This is a genomic window from uncultured Marivirga sp., from assembly GCF_963974845.1.
Classification (GTDB): domain Bacteria; phylum Bacteroidota; class Bacteroidia; order Cytophagales; family Cyclobacteriaceae; genus Marivirga; species Marivirga harenae.
Genome location: NZ_CAXBEQ010000001.1, coordinates 380,696 through 406,800 on the forward strand (window position 1 = coordinate 380,696; position 26,105 = coordinate 406,800).

16 protein-coding genes and 1 riboswitch are annotated in these 26,105 nt (G+C 35.5%); of the genes, 5 read left to right on the top strand and 11 right to left on the bottom strand.

Features of this window, described 5'->3' with window-relative positions:
* Positions 1 to 41: 41 nt before the first annotated feature.
* Complete coding sequence (locus AAC601_RS01740; protein ID WP_340152294.1) at positions 42 to 7,781, top strand: T9SS type A sorting domain-containing protein; 7,740 nt, start codon at positions 42 to 44, stop codon at positions 7,779 to 7,781.
* 40 nt (positions 7,782 to 7,821) lie between these two features.
* On the opposite strand, the gene AAC601_RS01745 is transcribed toward AAC601_RS01740, so the two are convergent.
* The 10 genes from AAC601_RS01745 to AAC601_RS01790 form a co-directional block, all read right to left on the bottom strand.
* Complete coding sequence (locus AAC601_RS01745) at positions 7,822 to 8,328, bottom strand: ATP-binding protein (RefSeq protein WP_303267920.1); 507 nt, start codon at positions 8,326 to 8,328, stop codon at positions 7,822 to 7,824.
* Positions 8,325 to 8,930 (bottom strand): nicotinamide riboside transporter PnuC, encoded by a 606-nt coding sequence (pnuC, locus tag AAC601_RS01750; RefSeq protein ID WP_303267921.1) that lies wholly within the window; start codon positions 8,928 to 8,930, stop codon positions 8,325 to 8,327. The genes AAC601_RS01745 and pnuC overlap by 4 nt, the downstream gene beginning before the upstream one ends.
* A riboswitch (TPP riboswitch) is annotated at positions 8,929 to 9,023 on the bottom strand. It overlaps the preceding gene by 2 nt.
* Positions 9,024 to 9,153: 130 nt before the next feature.
* Positions 9,154 to 10,917, bottom strand: a complete 1,764-nt coding sequence (locus AAC601_RS01755) for a tetratricopeptide repeat-containing sensor histidine kinase (RefSeq protein ID WP_340152295.1) — start codon at positions 10,915 to 10,917, stop codon at positions 9,154 to 9,156.
* Positions 10,918 to 10,955: 38 nt separating this feature from the next.
* Complete coding sequence (locus tag AAC601_RS01760) at positions 10,956 to 12,479, bottom strand: magnesium chelatase (protein ID WP_340152296.1); 1,524 nt, start codon at positions 12,477 to 12,479, stop codon at positions 10,956 to 10,958.
* Positions 12,480 to 12,488: 9 nt separating this feature from the next.
* Positions 12,489 to 13,586: a VWA domain-containing protein gene (locus AAC601_RS01765; RefSeq protein WP_303267924.1), complete on the bottom strand. Its 1,098-nt coding sequence runs from the start codon at positions 13,584 to 13,586 to the stop codon at positions 12,489 to 12,491.
* Positions 13,587 to 13,678: 92 nt separating this feature from the next.
* Complete coding sequence (locus tag AAC601_RS01770) at positions 13,679 to 14,428, bottom strand: NRDE family protein (protein WP_303267925.1); 750 nt, start codon at positions 14,426 to 14,428, stop codon at positions 13,679 to 13,681.
* Positions 14,429 to 14,486: 58 nt separating this feature from the next.
* Entirely contained in the window at positions 14,487 to 15,293 is an 807-nt protein-coding gene (locus AAC601_RS01775) for an NAD(P)-binding domain-containing protein (RefSeq protein ID WP_340152297.1), read from the bottom strand.
* The gene (locus tag AAC601_RS01780; protein ID WP_340152298.1) at positions 15,293 to 15,919 is read right to left on the bottom strand and encodes a sterol desaturase family protein; all 627 of its coding nucleotides are present in this window, start codon (positions 15,917 to 15,919) and stop codon (positions 15,293 to 15,295) included. The genes AAC601_RS01775 and AAC601_RS01780 overlap by 1 nt, the downstream gene beginning before the upstream one ends.
* 92 nt (positions 15,920 to 16,011) lie before the next feature.
* Positions 16,012 to 17,151, bottom strand: coding sequence for an N-acetyl-alpha-D-glucosaminyl L-malate synthase BshA (gene bshA / locus AAC601_RS01785; protein WP_340152299.1), 1,140 nt, complete (start codon positions 17,149 to 17,151; stop codon positions 16,012 to 16,014).
* 104 nt (positions 17,152 to 17,255) lie between these two features.
* Complete coding sequence (locus tag AAC601_RS01790; protein WP_340152300.1) at positions 17,256 to 20,207, bottom strand: glycoside hydrolase family 3 N-terminal domain-containing protein; 2,952 nt, start codon at positions 20,205 to 20,207, stop codon at positions 17,256 to 17,258.
* 289 nt (positions 20,208 to 20,496) lie between these two features.
* On the opposite strand from AAC601_RS01790, the gene AAC601_RS01795 reads away from it, so the two are divergent.
* The 4 genes from AAC601_RS01795 (at position 20,497) to AAC601_RS01810 (ending at position 24,497) form a co-directional block, all read left to right on the top strand.
* Positions 20,497 to 20,826 carry a hypothetical protein gene (locus tag AAC601_RS01795; RefSeq protein ID WP_303267930.1) on the top strand — a complete coding sequence of 110 codons (330 nt, stop codon included), beginning with the start codon at positions 20,497 to 20,499 and terminating at the stop codon, positions 20,824 to 20,826.
* Between the two features lie 77 nt (positions 20,827 to 20,903).
* On the top strand, positions 20,904 to 22,748 hold the full coding sequence (gene mutL, locus AAC601_RS01800; protein WP_340152301.1) for a DNA mismatch repair endonuclease MutL: 1,845 nt from the start codon (positions 20,904 to 20,906) through the stop codon (positions 22,746 to 22,748).
* Positions 22,749 to 22,794: 46 nt separating this feature from the next.
* A complete protein-coding gene (locus AAC601_RS01805; RefSeq protein WP_340152302.1) occupies positions 22,795 to 23,586 on the top strand; it encodes a rhomboid family intramembrane serine protease in 792 nt (263 codons plus the stop codon).
* Positions 23,587 to 23,591: 5 nt separating this feature from the next.
* Positions 23,592 to 24,497 carry a rhomboid family intramembrane serine protease gene (locus AAC601_RS01810; protein WP_340152303.1) on the top strand — a complete coding sequence of 302 codons (906 nt, stop codon included), beginning with the start codon at positions 23,592 to 23,594 and terminating at the stop codon, positions 24,495 to 24,497.
* Between the two features lie 285 nt (positions 24,498 to 24,782).
* Here AAC601_RS01810 and AAC601_RS01815 read toward each other — a convergent pair whose 3' ends face one another.
* Positions 24,783 to 25,895 (bottom strand): T9SS type A sorting domain-containing protein, encoded by a 1,113-nt coding sequence (locus tag AAC601_RS01815; protein WP_303267934.1) that lies wholly within the window; start codon positions 25,893 to 25,895, stop codon positions 24,783 to 24,785.
* Positions 25,896 to 26,105: the final 210 nt, after the last annotated feature.

A 26,105-nucleotide genomic window follows, 5' to 3' on the forward strand; every position in this document is an offset into this window, starting at 1 on the left:
CTGTTCCTGTAAAAATAATTCTTAAATACATTTAATTCTTTATGGAAAAATTTTACTCCCCCCTTAAATCCCTATTGTCTTTATTTTTAATTTTATTTTCATTAAACGTTCACGCAGCTGATTATTTTTGGATTGGTGGCACAGGTGATATTAACGATCTTAGCCATTGGGCAACAACTAGTGGAGGGTCAACGCTTCATACAAATCTTCCCGGTGAAGAAGATAATCTGTTTTTCGATGCCAACTCTTTCTCGGCTAATGACCAGCAAGTCAATTTTAATCAAAATATTTCGTTTCATGATCTTACAGCAGATAATTTAGGCTTTGCCATTAATTTTATTGGTACAGGTGACTGGGACATTTACGGCTCTTTATATATATCAAATCAGGTAAGTCTTGGCCTTAATTCCGCTATTTATTTCACTTTTGATGAGGTAGAATCTCTTTTTGTTGCACAGCATAGTTTCAACAGTGATCCTGATGCAGTGAGTGTTACCCTTGATGGAAGTGCCCAATTGAATATGAATTCAGGAATTGGTGCTAATGTATTTTATCATAGTTCGGGCACGGTAAACTACGGAGCAAACAATTTCAACTTCACTTACTTCTATGCGCTTTATTCTTCAGTAAGAACCTTAAATATTGCAGATGCGACTATTAATGTAGAAAGGTGGAATGTAAATGATGATGACAATATTACCGTGATAAGTACCAATTCCACAATTAACGTGAATGATGAATTTCATGGAGGGTCAAAACAGTATGATAATATAATTGCTTCTGAACCTGATCTTTTTGATGATGTATATGTTACGGGAAATAATACCTTTTCTTCTATACAAGTAAATGAAGGTGTAGAGCTTGAATTAGAAGCTGGAAGTACTCAGACGGTGACTTCCTCTATTGATGCAAATGGTACAGAAACCAACTTGGCACATATCATTTCTTCAACTGAGGGAACCACAGCCTTTCTTACTGGTTCAGGAATAAATATTAACGGGACTTATGTGAATATTTCAGATGTAGATTTTACCGGAACGGCTACTTTCGCTTTGGAAAACTCCTTAATTATTGACGATTCGCAAGGTTGGGAAATTAACTCAGTACCCACGCCAACAGATAATGGTCAGTTTTATTATTCAAGAATTTTTAGCGATAGTGTTTATTTAGGCTTGACTGCAGGTGATGGAATGGAGAGAATCGTTTTTATGCGTGAGGGTACTTACCCGGATGTAACAGTCGCAGATGATACGGAATATACTGCAAACACTACTTTTGGGAATGGAGAGCTAGTCGGAACGGATACTTATGTAGTATATCAAGGGAGCGAAAATCAAGTAAAAATTGAAGGTTTAAATCCTAATACGGAATATTACATAACCCGAATGGAAGTTAATTCAACTTCTGATAATTCCAGTATAAAATACCAAAGTACTTCAACGAGTTTTTCAAAAAGTACCACTACTTTGGAGAGCGGAAATATTTATATGAAAAATGGGAGTGTTACTGTTAATTCAGGGGATAGTTTTTATGATGATGGTGGATCTGGATATTATTTTCCGAACAGATCACAGGTATTAACATTAAATTCAGCTGAAGCAGGTAAATCAGTAAAGTTAACCTTTAATAGATTAGAACTTCGTTCATACGAGCAACTGAGAATTTTCGATGGAGCTGATACAACGGCTAATTTATTAGAATCCTATTCTGGCTCAAGTCATTCTCTGCCATTAAATGTGGCTTCTTCCGGGGAGTCCTTAACTGTTAAATTTGAAAGTGATGATTTTGAAACTTCAGATTTTAGTTCTGATGGTTGGCAGGCCGATATAGAAATATCCATAAATGCTCCCACCGAGAGATCAAGAAATTATGAAATCACCGACTTTTCTGATACCTCAATAGATTTTTCATTTACTCCAGGTAATGGATTGAAAAGGTTGGTTGTAATGAATACGAATAGTAACGCAATTCAATTTTCACCAGTAAATGATCAATCTTACACTGCAAATTCAGTATTTGGTTCTGGTGAAAATGTGTCATCAAATGAATATGTGGTAGCTAATGGTGATATTTCATCAGTCTCTGTCAGCAGTTTACCTAATGTAGGAAAATATAGTGTGAAGATTTGGGAATATAATGAAATTGGCGGAGAAATAGTTTATGCTGAAACAGCCTATCAGTTTGAAGTCGGTAATGACTTAGTAGCTCCTGCAGACATTGCAGGGAATTATTCTTATCGTTTCAGTGGATATGCTATGGTTACAAAAAATACCATTGAAAATACTGGATACTTACTTGTCAACGGAAATCCTTTCCCTGATGATAATTATCGTTTAACGCTAGCAAGTGAAAACCCCATAGATACTTCTGCTATCAAGGACGTATTGGTGGATGATTTTATTGTCAATGCGGACATATATAGCCAAGGAGATGAAATCATTGAAGGAGTTTTTGCTGTTGAAAAAATATCAAGAAGCCCCATTACCAACATGGCAGGTTTCTCACCGGGGACAACTTATTATTTTGCCTATATAGTGCTAAGTGAGAATGCCGTTGGCACTCGATACGGCTTGGATAAAATAACTACTAATTCATATACGACTCTTAGTCAAGAAGATCTTATCATGGAAGAAGGTAGTGCTACAATTAATCAACAGACTAAACTTTATGATCCACTAGTACTTAGTTACAGGGTGAGTAAAGAAGGTGGTTATACACAGACTTTCTATCCACAGAATACTGGAGATAAACTAGCCTTTAAAACAGATTTTGTAAATCTAAATTATCGTGCCAGTAAATTTGAGTTTAGGATTTATGATGGTGAAAATACTGATGCCCCACTTTTAGTAGATTATAGTGGCAAAGTAAAAGGTGCTTACGAAATTCTTGATGTCTTGGTAGCAAGTAATGATAAAGGTGCTTTAACATTTCATTACCAGATTAATTCAGGAAGTTTCAGTAGTTCGCAGGGACCGTTTGGTTTTTATGGAGAATTATTTCTTCAAACTGAGCAGTCTGCTCCTTCACAAACGGTTTCTTCACTGAGTGTCGATAATCTAAGCGCACATACAGCTGATTTAAGCTGGAAAAGAGGAAATGGGGATAAAGTGCTGGTTGTTTTAAATAAATCAGAAAAACCTTCCATGACACCAGTTAATGGTCTTAATTATGAGGTAGGTCAAGATATATTAGGTGCTCAAGAAATACTTTTAATAGGAACAGGGGAAGAAGTCAAATTGACTGAGTTAGTTCCTGGCAGGGATTATAAGGTTGACTTTTACGAATTCTTTGATACCAGTTCACCTGTTTATGGGCAGCGGAATTCAATTTCTTTTAGTACGGATTCAAATAGACCAACTGTCCCAGCACAAAGCGTTAGTTATGAAGTACTAGAAAATGAAAAGATTAGGTTACAATGGGAAAATGGTAATGGAGAAGCCAGAGTTGTAATTGCAATTGAAAATGGATTTTTTACTCCGACAAAGCTTGACTTTGACGGTAAAAGTTTCCCACAGGGAAATTCCAATTTTGAAGAAGGGGAAGACCATTATAATAATGAAGGAAGAAAATTCAAGGTATTATATAATGGTATTGATAACTCGGTAGTGATTGATGGGATAAGAAGTGATCGAGTTTATAGCTATACGGTATTAGAGTATAACGGAACTGGGAAGTCAACAAATTTTCTCTACGATGACATGTATAGTTTTGCACTCTTCCAAGAAGCTCCAAGCACCCAAGTAAGTAATCTTACAGCAAGTGATGCCACTGCCACAACTATTAAGCTGGATTGGGAATCACCTAAATACTTTTATGAGATCGTCTATTTAAGTACAGATCCTAATGAGGGCTTAGACTTGGATCAATTTGTGATGAATGAGTCTGATATTTTGAATTACACCCAAGAAAATGGTAAAATCGTGTATTCCGATAGAGGATCTTTCCCGAATAGTTTGGATTACCTCTTGCTTGAAGATCTTCAACCAAATACTACTTATTATGCAACCGTATACTATGCCCAAAGATATGCGGATTCTTATAGTGTTAATAAAGTAAACCCTACGAAGGTCACTTTTACTACAGGAGATTTCCAGAAATTTTACTGGGTAAACGGTTATGGAAACTGGAATGACAAAAGCCACTGGGCTACAACAAGTGGGGGTAACGTTAGTCATGATACCATTCCAAACAAAGAAAGTATTGTAATTATTGATGAAAATTCCTTTTCCAGTGAAGATACGGTTCAAATTGATGCTTGGGGTAATTTATATGCTTATTCTTTTAATGTCAGCTTAGATTCTAAAGAACTTCTTTTCAATAATTACGATAGCATTGAAGGTTATAGCAGGTATCCATATTGGAATATAGAATCCAATATGATTCTTAGTGATTCAGTTAAAGTTGGTCCTAATACAATGGCTGGCAGATTTTATGGGGCCTTACCAGAAAATATCATTGATATCCCCAAGGATATTAGCAAGTATGGATTGGATTATATATATATTGAAGGAAGAGATAGTACTCATTTGTATAAGGTTAATTCGATTCCAGATAGACTGTATAGTATCAGATTTTCTGATGTAACTGTAGATTTTGATGCTATTGATTCCTTGTCCATATCATATAGTTTATCAGAAAATGGGAGCGTAAATTTACTTTCCATGCCTAATTATATAAACATTGGACGTAGGTTGTCTTCTTCGTCAAGATTTTATAATGTTTCTAAGATAGAGTACCATAAAGAATTAGAGATCAATCAGTCCCCTTCAATTGATAGCTTATTCTTAAACGGAAGAGATCTGATGATAAGTCCCGATGCTAATTTGACTGTAAATCATATAATAAATGACCCTGAACAGGAGTGGAGGATCTACTCTGGTACTAAAGGTAGTCACGGTTACATGTCAACAGAAAATGATTCATTAATAATAGAAAATGTTGAGATTTACGATAATCATACCAAAGGAGCGAATAGATTTATAGCCAGAAGATCGCTTCTTTATGATAATGTAGAAGGTTGGGAGATTGACTCTATAAAAACACCGTCAAGCCCTGAACGACCAGGCAATGTATATCTAGAATATGGTGACTCAACCAAGATAGAAGTAAAATGGAGAGATTTAGTATTTGGGGAACCACTTCTTATGATTTGGGAGGGAGAAAAAGGTAATGAAAACCCTGTACAAAATACAAAATATAATTATGCTGGTAGTTTTGAATCTGCTGATACTTTAGGAAGCGCAAAACTAATAAATCTACAAGGTTTAGAGTCGTTAAATTTGATTGACCTAAAACCTAACACTCAATATTATCTGGAATTATATAGCTATAACCAATATGATTCAATGGTAAGCTACAGTAGTAGTGCTTCAAGATTTGATTTTAAAACCTCTAATGCTAATGATGTGTTTTTTGGTGATTCTTACGATAACTCCGTAGTGGCTAATGGACAAACCTTATATAGTGCACAAGGAATTGGATATTCTCATGATAGTGATGGAAAATATCAACGGCAATATCTAACAATTTTACCAAATGATGAAAATAAAAAAGTTGTCATTAAATTGGAATTTTCAGAGTATAACGTAATGGAAATGAGTCTGAATTCCTCTAATACAGAAGACTTTATTACAAAATTTTACTTGAGTTCATTTGGTGATCCCAAAGAATTTGATAGTACCTATTTGAGTCTTACGAAGGGTGATGGATTTCGTGCTTATTTAAGAAAAAGAGGTGGATCAAGCGCTAACCCTCCGGGTCCGAGATTTAATATCCAGTCAGTCAATGGAGAATTGTCAGCTATGCCTGACTCAATAGTTAAGAATTTAGAAGTGGCAACTGTTACGGATTCAACCGTTACTTTGTCTTGGGATGCTAATCCTGAAGAAAAGGTGCTAATTGTGGGTAGAAAAAGATTCGCTACTAAGTTTGAGCCAAACAATTACTTTAGTTATCCAGCAAATACAAGTTTCGGTAAAGTGGATCCAGTGTTCAATGATGATGAATATATTCTGTTTTCAGGTTATGGAGATCAGGTTACGGTAAGTAATCTTGAACAGAACACCAATTACGTTTTTGAAGCCTATAGCTTTAACGATTTAGATGGGTTTGATCCTCATTATAAAACTGATACTTCAGCTGTAGTGGAGGCAAGGACTTGGATTAGAGTGCCGGATACGGAATTACAGGATTTCAATATTACTGAGATTAAAAGTAATTCAATAGCTTTTGATTATAATGGTTTTGAAGCAGATGGTTCTATCGTAGTAGCATCTCTAGTTCGAGATTTTGAATTTACCCCAGTAGATTCTTTGGAATTTAGTACATATAACAGTTTCACCGGTTTCAATAGTGCCCCTGAGTTGACTGATAGTGTAAGGATTTTGTATGCTGGAGATACGGAAGAAGTACTATACCAGGCTTCAGATTTTACTGAGGAATCTAACTACTTCATCAAAATCTTCGCATTCAATGGAGATAGGACTGAAAAAGTTTTTCAAAAGAACTATGTTCATTATGATTCCATCGAAACTAAAAGTGCATCTTTCGAAATCATTGATATTTCAAGTGATATAGTTTGCCCTAATTCAGTGGTCAATATAGATTATCAATACTTAGGATTCAATTACGAAAATCAATTAGCTAAGGTGATTTTATCTACTGATGTTAGTATGTCATCTGCAACGGAGCTAGAAATCGTGGATTCTTCTAGTTTCAACATGAATGTAAAGATCCCGCAGCAATTGGCGGTCGGAGAATACTTCATTGCAACCGTACCAACAGCAGGTGATTTTGAAATAGTTTCTAGACCTATAACTGTTGATACCGCTGAGGCATCTACTATTACCAAAGTAGATAATATTCTAATTTCCAACGATAATGAGCATACCACGTGGTACAGAAATAACGTGCTAGTTGGTAATTCTGAGGATTTGGATAGTCTTGAGGTTTTTCAAGAGGGATTGTATTTTCAGACAAAATCTTTTGGCAACTGTGAATATACTTCAAATGAAATATATGTTAAGGCCAGCATAACTTTGGGTCAAGACACCACCCAAACCTGTTCGAATCAAGTTATTGACCTAAGGTTTGAAAATGTTTTTGGGAAATTGAGCAGTTCATTTAATTATCACGCATTGCTGATGGATGGGGCTGGAAATGAACAATCTATTGAATTGGATGCCATAAGTATTGAAGATAACTTCTTCAGTTTTTCTCTGTCAGATAATCTACCAACTGATTATTATTCAATTGTACTGAAAACTGAAGGAGACAGTATTGATTCTGATACTGCCACTCTTTATGTTGAAAAACTTGAACCAGCAGTTATTACTTTAACTGAAAATGGACTAACTTCAAATTATCAAGAAGGCAACCAATGGTTATTGGATGGAGAGCCTATTAATGGAGCTAATTCACAAACTATTTCGATAGAAAGATCAGGGGTTTATTCAGTTGAAGTATCGACCGACTTTTGTACCGTTCAATCAGAAGGAATAACGCTTACTTCAAATAGGAAAGGTCTGATGGCTGTAGGATTTCGGGCTTTTCCCAATCCAATCCGAAATGATCTGAATCTGAAGTATACTGGTGATGAGTATTTAGGATTGAGTAGTGTAGTTTTAAGTGATTTGACAGGAAAAACGGTGTATAATGGTTTACATGACTTTCAAACAAATAATAAGCTTGAAATACCATTGAATGAAATTAGTCCGGGAGTTTATTTTATCACTGTAGAGACCAAAAATTTCAGAGTGCAACAGAAATTGATTAAAAAATAAAACACTTTGTCTAATAAGGAGGGAAGTGGAAAAGCCCTCCTTATCTTATTTTCTCCACAGCCTCAATAGCCCTTTCCAATCTATCTTTTGTTCCTGAAATAACGGTATAGTCCAAATTTGATTCCACTAACTCATTGTGATAACGTTCAAAAAGCTTATCTCTCATATTGGGGTTCTCTCTAAGTGGGTCTTCCTCCCAAGGCAAATCAGGAGCACAAAGCAAGTAAAAATTGTATGGACGAGACTGTAAATGATTTAATACCCAAGGATGGCATTCACCATAGTTTACTTCATACCAAACCTTCATCATGATTAAATCAGTATCGCAGAAGAGCAGGTTTTTAGCTATAAAACTCATTCTTTCTTCCCAAATTACCATTCCCTTACTAATGGCCAATAGATCAGATCGATTATAATCCTTTCCATTTTCCTCTAAATACTTTCTTCCGTATTCAGGGACAAAAGGTTCATTATAGTGTGTTGCCAGTGCTTTTGAAAGAGTGCTTTTCCCTGTACTTTCAGGTCCAATAATTGCGATTTTTTTCATGCGTACTTGGTAAAGTAAATTTTCCGCCAATTTAGGTAACCGGCAAGTGCAATGATTACATACGCAGCCATGAGTACTGAGGTTAAATATAATTCTCTTTGAAAGTAAATGTAAACCGCAACGGTATCAATCACAATCCAATAGAGCCAGTTTTCAAGGACTTTACGAGTCACCAATATGGTGGTTAATACGGCAAAAACTGTAGTAAAGGAATCTAAATAAGGGAGTTGGGCATTGGTGTTTTCTACTAAAATATAGCCTAGACCGACTGTGAAAAGTATTCCTAACAATAGGAAGATTCCATGTTCACGCCATTTCATTCTAGAAATCGGCAATTCCTTTTGGTCATTTTTAGGATGCTTCCAATGCCACCATCCATAAATTGTAGTGCCCAGGTAATAGACATTTAAACCCATTTCAGCATAGAGTTGGACTTGGTAGCAAATTACTAAGTAGATACTTACACTAACAAGACTAGCATACCAGCACCAAATCATTTCTTTAGCTGCAAAATAGATGTACAGTATGCCAAAAAACACACCAAATCCTTCCAGCCAACCCATATTGAGAAGGCCTTCATATAGTTCATTTAAAATGTCCATTTGTTAATTTATTAATTCCTACGCCTGCATTATCAGGATCAGGTCATGGGTATGTTCTCAGCCCGTTATTATGCGGCACCCCTTCGTTGACTTCGCTAAGGTAATAGTTGAGTTCGAATAAGCAAAATTTACGACTAGTCCCTAAAGAGTTCTTTAAGCGAGTCTTATTGAGTAGCAGGTATTAATTAAGGCCTTGTTTATAGCTTTGTTGGCGTATAGCTACTTACTTAAATTCTTCTTGAGGAAGGGGTATTTTAACTTCAAAAGTGCTGCCTTTCTTGAGCTCACTGCTGACCGATACTTCTCCTTTAAGTCTTTCGATTGCTCTCTTCATGATGAACAAACCTAAGCCTGTTCCACTTCCATTTTCACTGGCCCTGTAGAACATATCAAATATCTTTGATAGATGCTTTTCTTCTATTCCTTCACCATTGTCACATACTTTGACATGGATTTTTCCTTTTTTCTTGAAAATTTTAACTTCAACCACCGGGTTTGCTTTCTCCTCATCAACATATTTAATGCTGTTTTCAATTAGATTTTGTAGAATCGTATTAACGATATACCACTCAGATTTAAAGTAGAGATTACTTTCAATATCAATTGTGAAGCTAATTTTATTGTAATTGGGTAAATAAGCATATGCTGAAATACAATTGTCTACTATTTCGTAGAAGTTGATAGGTGTTAATTTAATATCTCTGTAGTTTAATTCAGTGATATTGATTAGCTCCATTACAATCATATTTAGACGCCTGATTTGGTGGTCATACATTTTAAAAAAGTGTCTTGCCTCAGGGTCTTTTATGTCCTTATCAACCAAATCACTCAAACCCAATAAGGAGGCGATTGGGCCTTTCAAATCATGTGATACACGGTAAAAGAAAGAATCAAGTTCAGTATTTTTCTTTTCAATAATAGAAGCTTTTTCTTGTTCGATTTCAGCATCTTTTTCAATATCCTCCAGTTGTGAAATTACTTCGTAGCCGTCAACAAGATTCTGAATGTATTTATTGTTCTCTTCCTCACTAAATTTGACATATTCCTCCAAATGGAAAAGAGCTTTAGATGTATTTACCGGCTTAAAGCACTGGAACAGTAATTGATGACATTTAAATAGGCTCTGGTTCAAATTCCCCTTTTCGGCAATTTGAGCTGCCTCTTCTAAAATGTCTATGGCTTCCTTTATTTTGCCCTCTTGAAAATAGACTTTACCAAGTTTCTCCATACTTTCCACCATTCCTGCTTGTAGGTTATATTTGGTGAATAGTGATAGAGCTTTTTCAAAACTTTCCTCAGCTTTTTTTAATTTTCCAGACTTGACCTTAATTTTTCCAGCAAGATAGTAGGCACTTGCTAACTTTTCTTTTTGATGAAGTTCTTCTTTTAAGGTAATGCATTTTTCAACCAAGAGTGCTGCCTTGGGGATCTTCTCTGATTTCAAGTTAATACCTGCAAGACTTAAAAATATATCACTTATTAGATTGTTGTTCTTTTGATCCTCAGCTTCGGCTAAAGCTTCTTCATATGCAAGGTAGGCATTTTTAAAATCGTGAAATTCTTCATACAGATTACCCAAAAGACACAATGACTTTGCATGGAAACCGTAATCCTTGATTTTTGCATAATAATGAACTGCATCTGTTAAATGAGGTAATGCTTCACTGAACTTTCCTTGCTCTTTATAAATCGTGCCCAAATTATAGCAGGAATCTCCTCTTCCTCTTTCATAATTTATTTTATTGGCAATGGATTGTGCTCGTTCAGCAAGGGATTTGGCAGTTGCAAATTCCTTGTTTTTTCTTTGTAAAAGCGATAGTTGATTCAGTGCATCTGCATGAACAGCGTTCTTACTTTTGATTTTTTGGGATTTAAAAAGAGCTTTTTCCGTTAAGCTTATGGCATTTGTAATACTTTCTTTTGAAACTGCATGAGCTTCAGCAAGCAACTCCTCAATCTCCCCTACAAGGTTGTCAGCTATCTTCAACTATATTTTTATTCAATGGTTCTATGGTAAATATAATATTATATATTAAAATCATCATCATTTTCAGCTGAATCTTCAAAATTTAACATACTGCTTAACAGGTCTTTAAAACTATGACCTTTTGCTAATGCATGTTTGCTAAGTAAGCTGTATTCAGCCATCCCATGCAGAGCAAATTCCATCATAAAATATGTTTCTTTTTCACTGAGTCCACTATGATGGGTTTTCACCAAATCTTTCAAACCAGGAATTTCTTTCAACTTTTTTTGATAATCTTTTTCCGTATTGTCATGAAAAAGGTCTATTTTCTTTCCATCATTAAACCATTTGATTATAGACTTATAGGGATTTTTCTTTTCCCTATCCTTTCTCAATTCCTCAGGGTTTGGAAAATAGTGGTCAAATTGGGATCTTATGGCCTTTCCGACTAATGTCTGTGCCACTATTCCGGGGCCTTCTTGCTCTCCTTCATAAACTAACTCCACCTTTCCTGTAATAGCAGGCACAACACCAGTAAAGTCAGACATTCGCACATACACTTTTTCTTCTTTGTTAACTAATGATCTGCGTTCTGCTGCACTAATTAAGCTTTCGAAGGCAGATATTGTTAACCTTGCTGATACACCACTTTTTTCATCAATATATTCACTACTGCGCGCTTCTATAGCTATCTGTTCAATTAAATCCTTCGAAAGGTCGTTTAATTCAACTACGTCATTTTGTTCATCCTTAATCGCAGCTTCTTGAGCGGTGATCTTTCTGCCAATTTCAATAGATTCAGGATAATGAGTTATTATTTGAGCATCTATTCTATCTTTTAATGGAGTGATTATACTGCCTCTATTTGTGTAATCTTCTGGATTCGCAGTAAACACAAATTGAAGATCAAGTGGTAATCTTAATTTGAATCCTCTAATCTGAATATCGCCTTCTTGTAAAATATTGAAAAGTGCAACCTGAATTCTAGCCTGTAAATCGGGCAGCTCATTAATTACAAAAATACCCCTGTGTGACCTAGGAATCAATCCATAATGAATTACTCTTTCATCTGAATAAGGAAGTTTCAATGTTGCGGCCTTAATTGGATCAACATCACCAATCAAATCGGCAACCGAAACATCTGGAGTAGCTAATTTTTCTGTGTATCGTTCTTCTCGGTGCATCCAAACCACGGGGGCTTCATTCCCTTTTTCCTCTAAAATATCTTGTGCCTGTCTAGAAAGTGGTTGCATAGGATCATCATTCAGTTCGCACCCTCTCAAAACAGGAATGTACTCATCCAGTAATAAAGTCATCATTCTGGCAATACGTGTTTTTGCTTGACCCCTAAGACCCAACAGATTGATGTTATGACGAGAAAGAATTGCTCTTTGAATATCTGGTATTACTGTATCCTCATATCCCCAAATACCTTCGAAAACATTTTCCCCTGCTCTCATCTTTTTTATAAGATTTTGTCGGAGTTCTTCTTTTACGGTTTTTGGTTGATAACCACTTTCCATTAATTCTTTTAGGGTTGTGATTTTTAATTTATCTTGGGTAGCGAGTGTTTCGTAGCTCATAAACTTATTTCAGTATCTTTTTTTTCTATTTCTTTTATAATCTTCAAAAACTAAATTGCCAAGTCCTTGCAAACTGCTATAATAAGCACTGCCATTATTTACTGTGGTAAATTCCTTAACAAATTCTTGGAGATATGGGTCTGAAGCAATCATGAAGGTAGTAATCGGAATGCCCAGCCTTTTGCATTGTGCCCCTAAATTGAGCGTTTTGTTCAATATTTTAGGATCTAGTCCAAAGCTGTTTTTGTAGTATTTAATGCCTTGTTTCATGCAAGTTGGTTTCCCATCCGTAATCATGAAAATTTGTTTATTCTTATTTTTTCTTCTTCTTAGCAAGTCCATAGCTAACTCTAATCCTGCAATCGTGTTGGTGTGATATGGACCCACCTGCAGATATGGTAAATCTTTAATTTGAATTTGCCATGCATCATTGCCAAAAACAATAATATCAAGAGTATCTTTTTTATACTTCTTGGTGATAAGTTCAGCTAACGCCATTGCCACTTTCTTAGCTGGAGTTATTCTATCTTCCCCATACAAAATCATGGAATGTGAAATATCAATCATCAAAACAGTGGAAGTCTGTGTTTTATATTCGCTTTCAACTACCTCTAAATCATCTTCAGTTAGCATGAAATCTCCTAATCCATGGTTGATTTGAGCATTTCGTAAGGAATCTGTCATAGAGATTTGGTGCAATAGATCCCCAAACTCATAATTTCTTCTGTCCGTTCCGGGTTCTTCTCCTAGTCCAGTAAAATTGGTTTTGTGCTCGCCCTTTCCAGATTTCTTCAGTTTTCCGAAAATTTCTTCCAAAGCATTTTTTCTAATATTCTGCTCTGTTTTGGCAGTGATTTCAAAAGATCCATCTGGGGTTTTGTCTGAGATAAAGCCTTTATTCTTTAAGTCTTCTATGAAATCGCCCATCCCGTAGTTAGCATCTGTAATATTATATTGCTTATCAATATTGGTGAGCCAATTCAAAGCCTCGCTTACATCACCACCGGTAATAATCAATAGTTCATTAAATACATTGAATAATTGATCAAATGTGGTATCTGATAAATCTTTGTGAGCTAAATATTTTGTAAACCTATAACCTAACATATCTCTGCTTAACTAATATAAGAAGATGAATGTTACTATTATTTGATTTAATTTATTGTATTTTGGAAAAGGAATAAAACTTAAGTCGGATTTTACAGGATATGATGTGAGAATTCTTGGTTCACATGCTGGGATAAGCTAATTTCCTGAATTTGATTTTCTAATAAGTTATGATTGGTCATTTTCATAATGCCTTTCAGGGAACAAATGCTGGTTATGCTTAGCGTTTTTACAACTCCTCGGTCCATAATCATATCATTTTGAAGATCCCCGTTTCCAGCATTCTTGTGAAATTCTCGGATGGCGTCAACAGAGTATACACTGTTTTCACTTAGCCATTTTTTAAACCATGTGTTTCTGTTCTCTATAGATTCTTTGGTATAGAGTTGAGCAGAAGCCCATAAATGTGGACTTTTAGGGTCTTTCTCCACTAAAAAAGTATTTTCACCGTCCCATTTAAATTCAAGAATCTTTAACTGTGGATCATGAAATAGAACAACCATCGTAAACGGTTCAATGTCTGTAAAATCGTAATTTTTAAAAAATTCATCAGGCTTTATGCATTCAATTGCTTCCATCACAACCAGACCTCTGCTCATTCTGTATGGAGGCTTGATCTCGTGCGGTTCGTAAGCTCCATTTAGTAAACATACGCTGATTCCTTTATCAGATGTTGCAACCCAGGTCCCTCCAGCTTTTGGATCTTGAGGGAACACTATATTCTTACCTTCTACGTGGTGATAGGCAGGGAAAAATGACTGACCCCTATCTGGACTTTCATCTCGATTGGACGTCAATATATACTGCTCTTCAGAAAGTGGTAAATATGTAAGTGTGCACATAACTTTTATAAAACTCTCGAATGATAGTAAATAATAAAATCTTTAAAAAGTCATTTCTTCAATTAGTATAAAAAAAATGCAAAGGATCAGGGTAAATGAATGAATAATCTAAAATATGTTCAATTTTAATGCTTTTGATGATTCTGTTAGTCAAAACTTGTTGTTCATTTCCAAAAACTGGGGGCGGGAAATTAAAGTCTTTTGAATTTTGATTGAACACCTCTTTTTTCGTGGGGTGTTTTGGTGCAACACCGTTTATTACATAACCCCATTTATTTGTAGATAAAACAGCCAAAATCAAGCCTATGGCATCATCTTGATGAATATAATTTACCTTTTGCTGGTGTTGTTCTAATTTTTTGTTTGAGAAATATTTTCCAGGTATTCTATCGTAGCCCAATAAACCGCCAAAACGAAAGATCGTCAATTTTTCTCTAAAGTGTTCTATGAGTAGCTCTTCAGCCTGAATCAGCGCTTTGCTCCTGTCTGATTGTAAATCCAAATCATGATCTTCATCGATAGAATAATCAACTTTAGGATATACAGAAGTGGAACTTACATAAATTATTTTTTGCTTTTGGGGAATCTGGTTTACGATTGCCTCTAAACTTTCTCGATGATGGTCTACTCCTTTTTTGGAGGTTTGAGGAGGGATATTAACGATTAAAAAATCTGAAGCAAAAAAATTAGAATCAATCTTACTCTTGGGTAGTTCAATTTGATACGCCTCTATCCTTGCTTTTTGTAAGTCTTTTATTTTCGATGGGGTCGTTGAACTTCCTTTTACTTTGTAGCCCTCATTTACTAATTTTTCAGCAAGAGGAAACCCTAACCACCCACAACCTAAAATACTTACGGATGCCATTATTTCTTCTTGTTGGGAATGGTATTAAATACATAGTCCCAAAAAGGAGAAGATACTCCAAAATATTGATCAGGATGTTTATAATGATGTATACTATGATTAATCCATAACCATTTCAGGAAATTTTTTGGAGGTTGATATGCATGAATAGCATAATGCACAAATGCGTAAACGAGATAACCGATTAAGAATCCAGGCACAACTGCAAATGCATAATCTTGTATAATTAGCCAAAAGGCAGCAAAAATTACACTACTGATTAAAATTGCACCTGCAGGTGGCATCACAATTCTATCTTTGTCTTTTGGGTATTCATGATGGATTCCATGAAAAGTATAAGTAATCCATCTTTTCCATCTTTTGTCATCGTCCATGTGAAAGACGTAGCGATGGATAAGGTATTCTCCTAAAGTCCAACCAAAGAAACCCGAAGTGAACAATGCAGTAAATACAATTCCATCAATGTTGAATTTGCTTAGTGCTAAATAAGCTAAGTAGATAGAAATGATTGCTAGAATACTTAAGGGTATAGAAAAATGACTTCTTGTTAATTTTTCTAGTATGGGGTTTTTAAACAAATTTTTGGTTCCCGAACCTTTAATATTTTTGTCTTGAGCTAAATCCATAACTAATAAAAGTGACAATTGAAAAAGTTGTTCTTCGATTAACTATGACCAATTAACGACTAAAGTCATCAATTGTTCTGTATATTAGGTTATCATATCCTTTCAGTTACTTCTTTTTTAAGAATTTTGGAATAGAAATTTTCGTAGAGAGGTAATATATTCGTGATATCAAATTTCTTGGCTCTTTCAAGGGCATTCTTTTTGAATTGATCTAGGTTTTCATCTGCTAAAATATGGAGTGATTTCTCTGTCATGTCCTTCACATCTCCGACATTACAAGTGAAGCCCGTAACGCCATCAATGTTTAATTCAGGAATTCCTCCTGCATTAGAAGATATGACTGGTACTTCGCATGACATGGCTTCTAATGCCGCCAATCCAAAACTTTCTTTTTCGGAAGGCATTAGAAATAGATCACTTACTGAAAGTACTTCTTCTACAGCTTCTAATTTACCTAAAAAGCGAATATCATCGCAGGTGCCTAATTCTCTGCATAACTTTTCCATTTTGATCCTCTCTGGACCGTCACCAACTAGCAGAAGTTTTGCTGGAATGATTTTACGTACGTTATTAAAAACGTAGATAACATCCTCTACTCTTTTGACTTTGCGAAAGTTTGAAGTGTGTACCATCAACTTTTCACCATTTGGGCAAATTGCGGTTTTGAAATGATCTTTTTTCTGTCTTTTAAACCTACCTAAATCAATAAAATTAGGTATTACTTCAATATGCTGATAAATATCAAAGTGCTCTAAAGTATCTTTTTTTAAATCTTCTGAAACTGCAGTTACTCCATCTGATTTATTAATGCTGAAAGTGACAACAGGCTCGTAAGAAGGATCTTTACCCACTAATGTGATATCTGTCCCATGTAGCGTAGTTACCACTGGAATGTCAATATTCTTCTCTTTAAGAATTTGTTTAGCCATATATGCTGCTGATGCATGGGGTATAGCATAGTGCACGTGTAATAAATCTAGTTTCTCGTGCTGGGTTACATCCACCATTTTACTGGCTAATGCCAATTCATATGGAGGGTATTGGAACAGCGGATACGTTCGAATATCTACCTCATGATAGAATAAATTTTCATTAAAAAAATCTAAACGAGTAGGCTGTGAGTAAGTAATAAAATGAACATTATGTCCATTCTTTGCCAGTGCTTTTCCCAATTCTGTTGCTACAACTCCACTTCCACCAAAGGTAGGATAACAAACTATTCCTATATTCATTTAATCAATGTCGTTAAATTCAGTAATACTGTAGGTTGAGATTTAAAACGTAAGCCTTCATGATTATGTTCAAAATACTTTTGTGTGCTCAATTAGTTTTTTAATCAATTGACATACTCCTCTTGCTGAGATTCATATTCAAAAATAGATTGATAGATAATATCCATAATGCGGGTTCGAATATTGGAAGAGATCAGTTTTCTATTATTGGCATCAGGATAAACCCTGTTAGACAAAAAGATATAAACCAGACCAAACTCAGGATCTGCCCAAGCGGCAGTGCCTGTAAAGCCAGTGTGTCCGAAAGTTAGGGGAGAGGCATAATGAGATGTTGGGGAAGGACCTTCTTCTTCCACTGGTTTGTCCCAACCTAAACCTCTTCTATTTTCGTCAAATTGCTTTCTTGTAAAATATGGCACCGTGCCTTTACTAAAATATCGTACTCCTCCGTAGGTGCCGTCCCATAAATTCATTTGCATTAAAATGGCCAGATCCTTCGCATTGCTAAACAAGCCTGCATGCCCTGCAATTCCTCCAACCATGGCCGCACCTTGATCATGCACCCAGCCTTTTATCAGATCATTTCTAAAAACTAAATCATTTTCAGTAGGGGCAATTTGCGATTCAGGAAATCGACACAAGGGTAAAAAACCCATAGTATTCATGCCCATTGGTTTATAGAAATTTTCAGCTAAAAATTCTTCATAAGTCATATTCATCATACGTTCACTGATCTTTTGCATAATGTAATAACCCATATCAGAATACCTATAATCATAATTCTTTTTCCATCTGGGCTTTTCCAACAGTTCAGAATCAATGACCCATTGCCAAATAGAATCACCTAATACCTGATGTCCATAAAGCCCAGAGGCCAACTGATGCGGATAAAGCGAAGCTTCATGATTCTGATATAAAGGTGTTTTCAATCCAAACATATCATGAGTTTGTCTCCAAAAAGGGACATATGGAACTAAACCTGCTTGATGCGTTAAAATATTACGTAAGGTCATATTCTGTTTGTTGCTTTTTTTCAGCTCAGGTAAATAATTGACTATTTTTTTATCTAAATCAATGATTCCCCTATCATACAGAAACATGATGCTTTGAAGAGTGGCCGATACTTTAGTGATGGAAGCTAGGTCATAAATAGTTTCGTCATCTACCTTGGAATACTTGTGATAGGTTTGATACCCATAGTTTTTTTCATAGACAATCTGTCCGTCTTTTGCCACTAGTATTTGGCAACCAGGTGTTGCTTCTGTTTTAATGGCTTCTTCGGCTATAGCGTCAATTTCTGCCAATATTTTTGGATCCATTCCAACATCCAATGGGCTGCTGTAGCCAAATCTATTAAGAGTTGTAGAATTGAGTCCAGTACCTGCGGGCATATTAGGTGCAACAGATACAGGTAACTTTCCTTTTATTGCCTTAGCTCCAAAAAGCATCTGAGGAGCCAATTTTTGTGTTATGTCATTGTCCTCATACATCAAAAGAACATGCTGAAAGGATTGCAAGTATTTTAAACTATAAGCATTTCCAAAAACAGCCAAAACAACATTGGCTTTTTCTGACAAATTTTGAAGGAAAAGTAAATCTTCGGATTTTAAACCAAATCTCTTTGAGGAAGAATTATTCATGTCGTGAATGCCTACCACCACCGTTTCATACTGGCTTAACTGATCCATTAGTCGACTGTAATCACCCAAGTCCATGTTGTCTTTCGATAAATTGTAGTGCGTAAAATCTGCATATTTACTTAAATATTGCTGAAATATGCTGTTTTTGCTGCCTCTTAAAGATATTGAGGCAAAATTGGTAGTATCTAAGATATGTATTGGAAGAAACTTCTTTTCATTTTTTACAAGTGTAGCTGCTTCAGCATAAAGTCTTTCGTTTAGATTTTTTGCGTCTGTTGTATATAGCTTTTCATTAATATTATCAATTTTCAATTTCTTAAATCCAGTATGTAACCCCAATTTGTATTTTGCATGAAGAATTTTCTTTACACTTTCCTCTAATCTTTCTTCTGTCAATTCCTTTTGCTTCAATGCGTTTTTAATCATTTTAACTGCACTGGGAACATTCATAGGGAAAAGCAGAACATCATTTCCGGCCTTAAAGGCTAATAAGTCAGTTTCTCCTGGAGCATAATAATCACTTACGCCTTTCATATTTAATGCGTCAGTAAAAATGAGCCCATCAAAACCTAATTTTTCTTTCAATAAGTCAGTAACTACATTTGAAGAAAGTGTTGTGGCCTTATTAGGCGTTTTATCATAAGCAGGGATATGCAAGTGAGCTACCATCATGCTATTGACTTTATTCTCGATCAATTTTTTGAACGGATACAGTTCTATTTCATTCAGCCTAGTAGTATCATGTTTAATTACAGGCAATGTCATATGAGAATCAGAATCCGTATCTCCATGTCCAGGAAAATGCTTAGCGTTGGCCATTAAACCATTTTCTTGCATTCCCTTCATGTAGGCTACTCCTTTTTGAGCAACGTTTTCTTTGTCTTCTCCGAAGGAACGATATCCTATAACGGGGTTTTTAATGTTGTTATTAACATCTACAACTGGTGCGAAATTTACGTGTATGCCAAGTAATTTAGCTTGCCTCGCAATTTCTGCACCCATATCATAAATCAAATCATTATTTTGAATCGCTCCTAAGGTCATTTGCTTAGGGAAATTCATGGTGCTATCCAATCTCATGCCCAAACCCCATTCTGCGTCCATTCCAATCCATAATGGGGTTTTCGACTTTGCCTGCAATCTATTGGTGATGTTTATTTCCCGAACTGGACCACCTTGAAAAAATATCAACCCCCCTATGTGATGATTTTCGATCAGAATCTCTAAATTTTTAACATGTTGTTCGTCTTTATTGGAATATGCAGCCACCATGAAAAGTTGACCAATTTTCTCATCTAAGCTCATTGCGTGGTAGGTATTGTCAACCCATTTTGGGTACAATGTTTTTTGAGCAAAAAGTGAGCTTGTAACAAGCGAAATATTAATAAATGTTAAGAAAAAAACTTTTTTAAACATGTGGTAGTTTTGAATTTATGATAAAAGCTAAATTAACATTAAGTTTGTTTCTTGGAAAGATGAATTCCATTAGATTGTTAATTATTCGCTAATTTGTTGAAATTAATTGAAATGATATCAACACTTTACAATTTAAACTTACATAACGTTCGCTTCGTTCTTTTATTCATCTGTTTTGCATAGCTGATGGTGAAATGAGTAAAAATATTCGAAGGTGAAATTTACTGATCAGCTTGAAAGTGCTTAATATGAATTCCATCTGACCGTTTAAAATTTAAATAATATACCTATGAAATTTCCGTCCATATTTAGACTTCCAAAGTATCAAAGGTTTGAAATACAGCCTAGGTACTACGATCCTGTGAAAGAGGATTTAGAAAAAAGGACCCATCGAATAAGGCAAGAGTTAAAAAACGAAAGAAATGGTGGTGAATCTGAAAGTATCCGAGAGGCATTTAAAGCCAAAAGAGGCGCTAATCGTTCTGCAGACTTATTTCAATTTTTGATGATAATTATGGTTGGTTTGTCAATTGGAGGATACTTGATGTATGGTGCCAGTGTCTATTTTGCATTGCTCCTATTGGTCCCGCTTTATATTTTTCTAAGGAAGAGAAAATGATTCATCGCAAGAAACTGATCATTCGTTTCACAGTTACTACTACTTAATTTTAACCTGGAATCTATAGACTTTTTTAAATGTCAGATATAATTCAGTTGTTGCCTGATGCAATTGCCAATCAAATTGCTGCTGGTGAAGTGGTTCAAAGACCCGCATCTGTAGTAAAGGAATTATTGGAAAATTCCATTGATGCTGGAAGTTCCAAAATTAAATTGGTGGTGAAAGATGCAGGTAAGCAACTTATACAAGTGATAGATGATGGCATAGGGATGTCTGAAACTGATGCTAGGATGTGTTTTGAACGACATGCTACTTCTAAAATTCGGAAATCAGACGATTTATTTGCATTAAAAACGATGGGATTCCGTGGAGAGGCCATGGCTTCAATTGCAGCGGTTGCACAAGTTGAGCTTAAAACCAAAACCCCAGAAGCTGAACTTGGTGTTTTGCTTCAAGTTGAAGCATCAGAAATCAGAAATCAATCCCACACAGCTCATACGGGTGGGACAACCATCTCAATTAAGAATCTTTTTTATAATGTTCCTGCAAGAAGGAATTTTCTGAAATCCAATGCCGTGGAAATGAGACATATAATCGATGAATTCCATCGAGTGGCTCTTGCAAATCCCCAGGTAGCATTTAGTTTGCACCAGAATGATATGGATGTTTACCAGCTCAATGCTGGCAAATTAAGCCAAAGAATAGTCGGCTTATTTGGAAAGAATTATCAAGAGCAGTTGGTAGCCTGCGAAGAAACCACAGATCAATTAAAAATTTATGGTTACATAGGGAAACCGGAATTCGCCAAAAAAACTCGTGGTGAACAGTTTTTCTTTGTCAACAACCGATACATCAAAAGCGGATATTTGCATCATGCAGTAGTCAACGGTTTTGAAGGATTATTGGCAAAAGAGGCACATCCTTTTTATGTTTTGTGTCTGGAAATTGATCCTAAAAGAATTGATGTAAATGTTCATCCTACCAAGACCGAGATCAAATTTGATGATGAAAGGATGGTTTACGGTATTTTAGCAGCGGCTATTCGACAAGCCTTAGGAGCACATAATGTAGCACCAGCTTTGGATTTTGACAGTGATGTGAATTTTAGTTTCAATGCTCCACGAAGAAATAGAATTGATGAATTCTCAACGAAAGCGGCCAATTATCAAAAGTTTAAACAACCCAAAGATAATGACGGGGAGTGGGATAAAATCTTGTCTAATTTTCAAGAGCTAAGTGACAAAATTAGTAAAGAAGATCATGATGATTTTAAAGACGACCGACAAGAATCCATGACTTTCGGTAGCTCCATCAATGAAGAAAGAGAGACTAAAACCCCAAAATCTGAATGGGGAGAAGCTAAATCAAGTATTTTCCAGATTCATCAAAAGTATATTGCTACGCAGGTCAAATCCGGTTTGATGTTAGTGGATCAGCAGGCTGCGCACGAAAGAATTTTATTTGAAAAATTCAATCGCCATTTACAGCATAGTGACGGAAGTTCACAACAGTTCCTTTTTCCGGAGCAAGTGCAACTATCAACTCCTGATTATACTTTGGTGATGGATATGGAAGAGGAACTAAAAGCACTGGGATTCGTAATTTCTTCTTTCGGGAAAGATACGGTGGTGATTAATGGTGCACCCACGGAATTGACAGATACTTCCGTAAAATCGGTGTTTGAAGGGTTGATAGATCAGTTTAAACATAATAAAAATGTATTGAGCATATCAAAAAATGAAAATATAGCTCGTTCTTTGGCAAAGAGGTCAGCCATAAGAGGAGGCCATAAATTGAATTCAGAAGAGATGAATGCCTTGATTGATAAATTATTTGCCTGTCAAAATCCCAATTATGCACCCTCAGGTAATTCAACTTTTATTATTTTTGACCTTGATAAAATTGCAAGTTTCTTCAACTAACGAGAAGCTAAATTTAGAGATTATACAATTTATATTATAAAAATTTATGTTTGCGAGACTTACTCCGGTTGTTAAAAACCTACTTTTAATAAATATAGCACTATTACTGATTCCTTCTTTTGCAAATATTGAGTTAGCCCAGTACTTTGGTTTGCGCTATATTTTTGCGGATTCTTTTCGGCCTTTCCAGTTCATAACCTATATGTTTTTGCACTCTGGCTTTGGGCATTTGTTGGGTAATATGTTTGCCCTATTCATATTCGGTCCCATGCTAGAGCGGTTTTGGGGCTCAAAAAGGTTTTTTATATTTTATATGGTGACAGGTGTTGGTGCTGGTATGCTATATGGAGTTGTGAATTTCATTGAAATGCAGCAATTAGAAAGTGCTGCTCAACAATATATTGAGAATCCTAATTATGAGGGTTTTGTTTCCTTCATTCAAGAGAATGCTAATTATGCTTATAGGCAATGGTATGATTTCATTGATGCTTATGGGGAAAACCCAGGTAGTCAAGAATATATTGATGCGAGTGTTCAAAGGGTTCAAGAAGTGGTTAGATTTCAAGGAAATGTACCATTAATTGGAGCTTCTGGGGCAGTATTTGGAATTCTTTTTGCCTTTGGATTTCTTTTCCCAAATACGGAACTGTTTTTATTATTTCCACCTATCCCTATCAAAGCTAAATACCTTGTAACCTTCTATGGATTATATGAGTTATATGCAGGCATACAGAATGTTCCGGGCGATAATGTGGCGCACTATGCCCATTTAGGTGGAATGTTGATTGCATTTATTCTGTTGAAAATTTGGCAGAAGAACAGTAACAGATTTTATTAAAGAAGATGGCAGGATTTTTCGATGAGTTAAAGCAAAATTTTAAAAGGCCCAACAATGCCTTGAATCAGTTGATTATTATCAATGCGGTGGTTTTTGTGGGTTTGGGTTTGTTGGCTTTAATAGGTAAGTTTTCTGGGACGGAGGGACTTTTTGCTATAGTAGATGCGCAATTTACTATTCCACCAGATCTAGAGCGATTTATTTACCGACCCTGGACTGTTATTACTTATGCATTCTCTCATGCTGGTTTCTTCCATATTCTTCTCAATATGCTAGTGCTTTACTGGTTTGGAATGTTAGTTTCGCAATATCTAGGGAGTGCTAAATTGGTCAATCTATACGTTTTAGGGGCACTTGCAGGTGCAGTTGTGTTTATTTTGGCATATAATTTGGTTCCTTTCTTAGCTGAAAGAGGGACGAACGGCATGGTGGGTGCCTCAGCAGCAGTTTATGCTGTGGCAACTGCATCAGCAACTTTGCTGCCAGATCACAAATTTCATTTAATTTTTATAGGCCCAGTCAAGATAAAATATATCGTTGCAGTTTATATCATATTATCCCTTCTTGGTTCTGCAGGACCAAATGCTGGAGGAAATATTGCACACCTTGGTGGTGCAGGGATTGGCTTTTTATATGTGCGAGGATTGCAAGCTGGAACAGATTTTGGTTTATGGATTCAAATGACTTTAGGTTTTATCCAAAGTCTGTTTAAATCTAAACCGAAAATAAAAGTCACTTATAAAAAGAAACAGCCTACTGGAGCAAGTAAAAGCAGCGCGAAATCTTCTGGTGCTTCCTCAGCCATTGAGCAAGAAGAGATTGACAGAATATTGGATAAAATATCTGATAAAGGATATGAGAGCTTAAGCAAAGATGAAAAGCAGAAGCTTTTTAATGCAAGTAAAAAATAATTAATGATTACGAATTAATAATTAGTAATTAGGGCATTCCAATTCTTGTAACGTTGTCTTTTTTTCAATTTACCTTTGCTCAATTGATAAATAAAAAAGATTTGTATTTACTCAGCCACTATTATACAAAGTTTAATCCCTCACCACCTCTCATCTAACTACTCCCTCTTGAAGGTGTTTTCACCTTCAATTTTCTGTGAGATTTCAGAGACAATAATAAAGTTTGGGTGAAAACACCCAAATGGGGGCAAGCGCTATTAAATTATCTTTACTGAGTTCTTGTACTTAATGAACAAAAATCCTAAGATTTTCAGTAAGTCCATTATGATAGATTTTTAGGATATACATCCCCTCTTCCAGTTCGCCTAATTCCAATTTTGACACTTGAGGATCAAAATTTAATTGATTATATAAATTTCTTCCAGAAGAATTGAATAAGCTTACCTTGTTTAGTTTTCCCTTAAACTCCTTAGGTAACACTATTTTTACGTTTGAAATGTTAGTTGTCGGGTTTGGGTAAGCAGAAACCTGATTGCTAAAAGTATTTTTTATTTCTATGGCTTCAAAATATTCAAAGCTATGATCAATATCAACTGCTTTTAATCTATATCTAATAATGCCAAATGGGATGGAAAGGTCTGTGAAATCATAGTAAACATCCGTCATGCTATTTCCCTGTCCTTCCACGAGGCCAATTACTTCAAAGGGTTTTTCATTGACCGATCTTTCAATCTCAAAATGAGAAAAGTTCTCTTCCTTGGCTGTTATCCAATTTAATTGAGTTGCGTTCTTTGCCAGAATTCCTTCGAAAACTTTGAGTTCTATTGGAAGTGTGTTGTATATCTCTTGGATTTCGGGTGGGATTTGTCCGTCAGTAGGCTCTCCATCTGAATTACCTTCCACATAAAATTTAGAATTTGTACCGTTATTACTAATATTTGCCCCTGGGCCTTGATTATAGTCGCCATTGACAGCAATGGTTCCATCGTTTGCTGCAATACCACCGTCTCCAGTTGGAAATATTATAAAGAATTCACCCTGATTATTTAAGTCTCCATTTACGTAGAGATAGCCACCATCTTCAACTGTTAATTCTGAATCTGGATTTATAGTTAAATCACCGTCAACTACAAGAGAATCCCCAGAATATACGGTTAGATTGGAAGGGTTGCTACCACCAAAAAAATTCGTAGTACCTAATGTGAAGTTCGAGAATCTTGTTACACTACCGTCAATGAAAATATCTTGACCTCCTTGATTCGATAGCGGTCTGTTACCAGAAGACCAAGCTGAATCATCACTCCAATCAATAAATTGCTCACTTGGAGAGATATTTTGTGCTAACGAAAAGTGTACCGAAATACAACCAATTAAGATGAAGTAAAATAATTTTTTCATGACATTACATTTATTGGCTTAACCAATGATTATGTAATATTATGATTAATGAAGTTGAATTGCTTTTAAGAATTAAGTAAAAGCAAATGTATGTAATAAAACTAAAGAAAATTAATCTCTGACATTTTATCGATGAAATGTAGAAGCCTACAGAAAAAATTGGGATATTATCTGAATAAAGGGATCTACCAATCTTATAATTGATAAAAT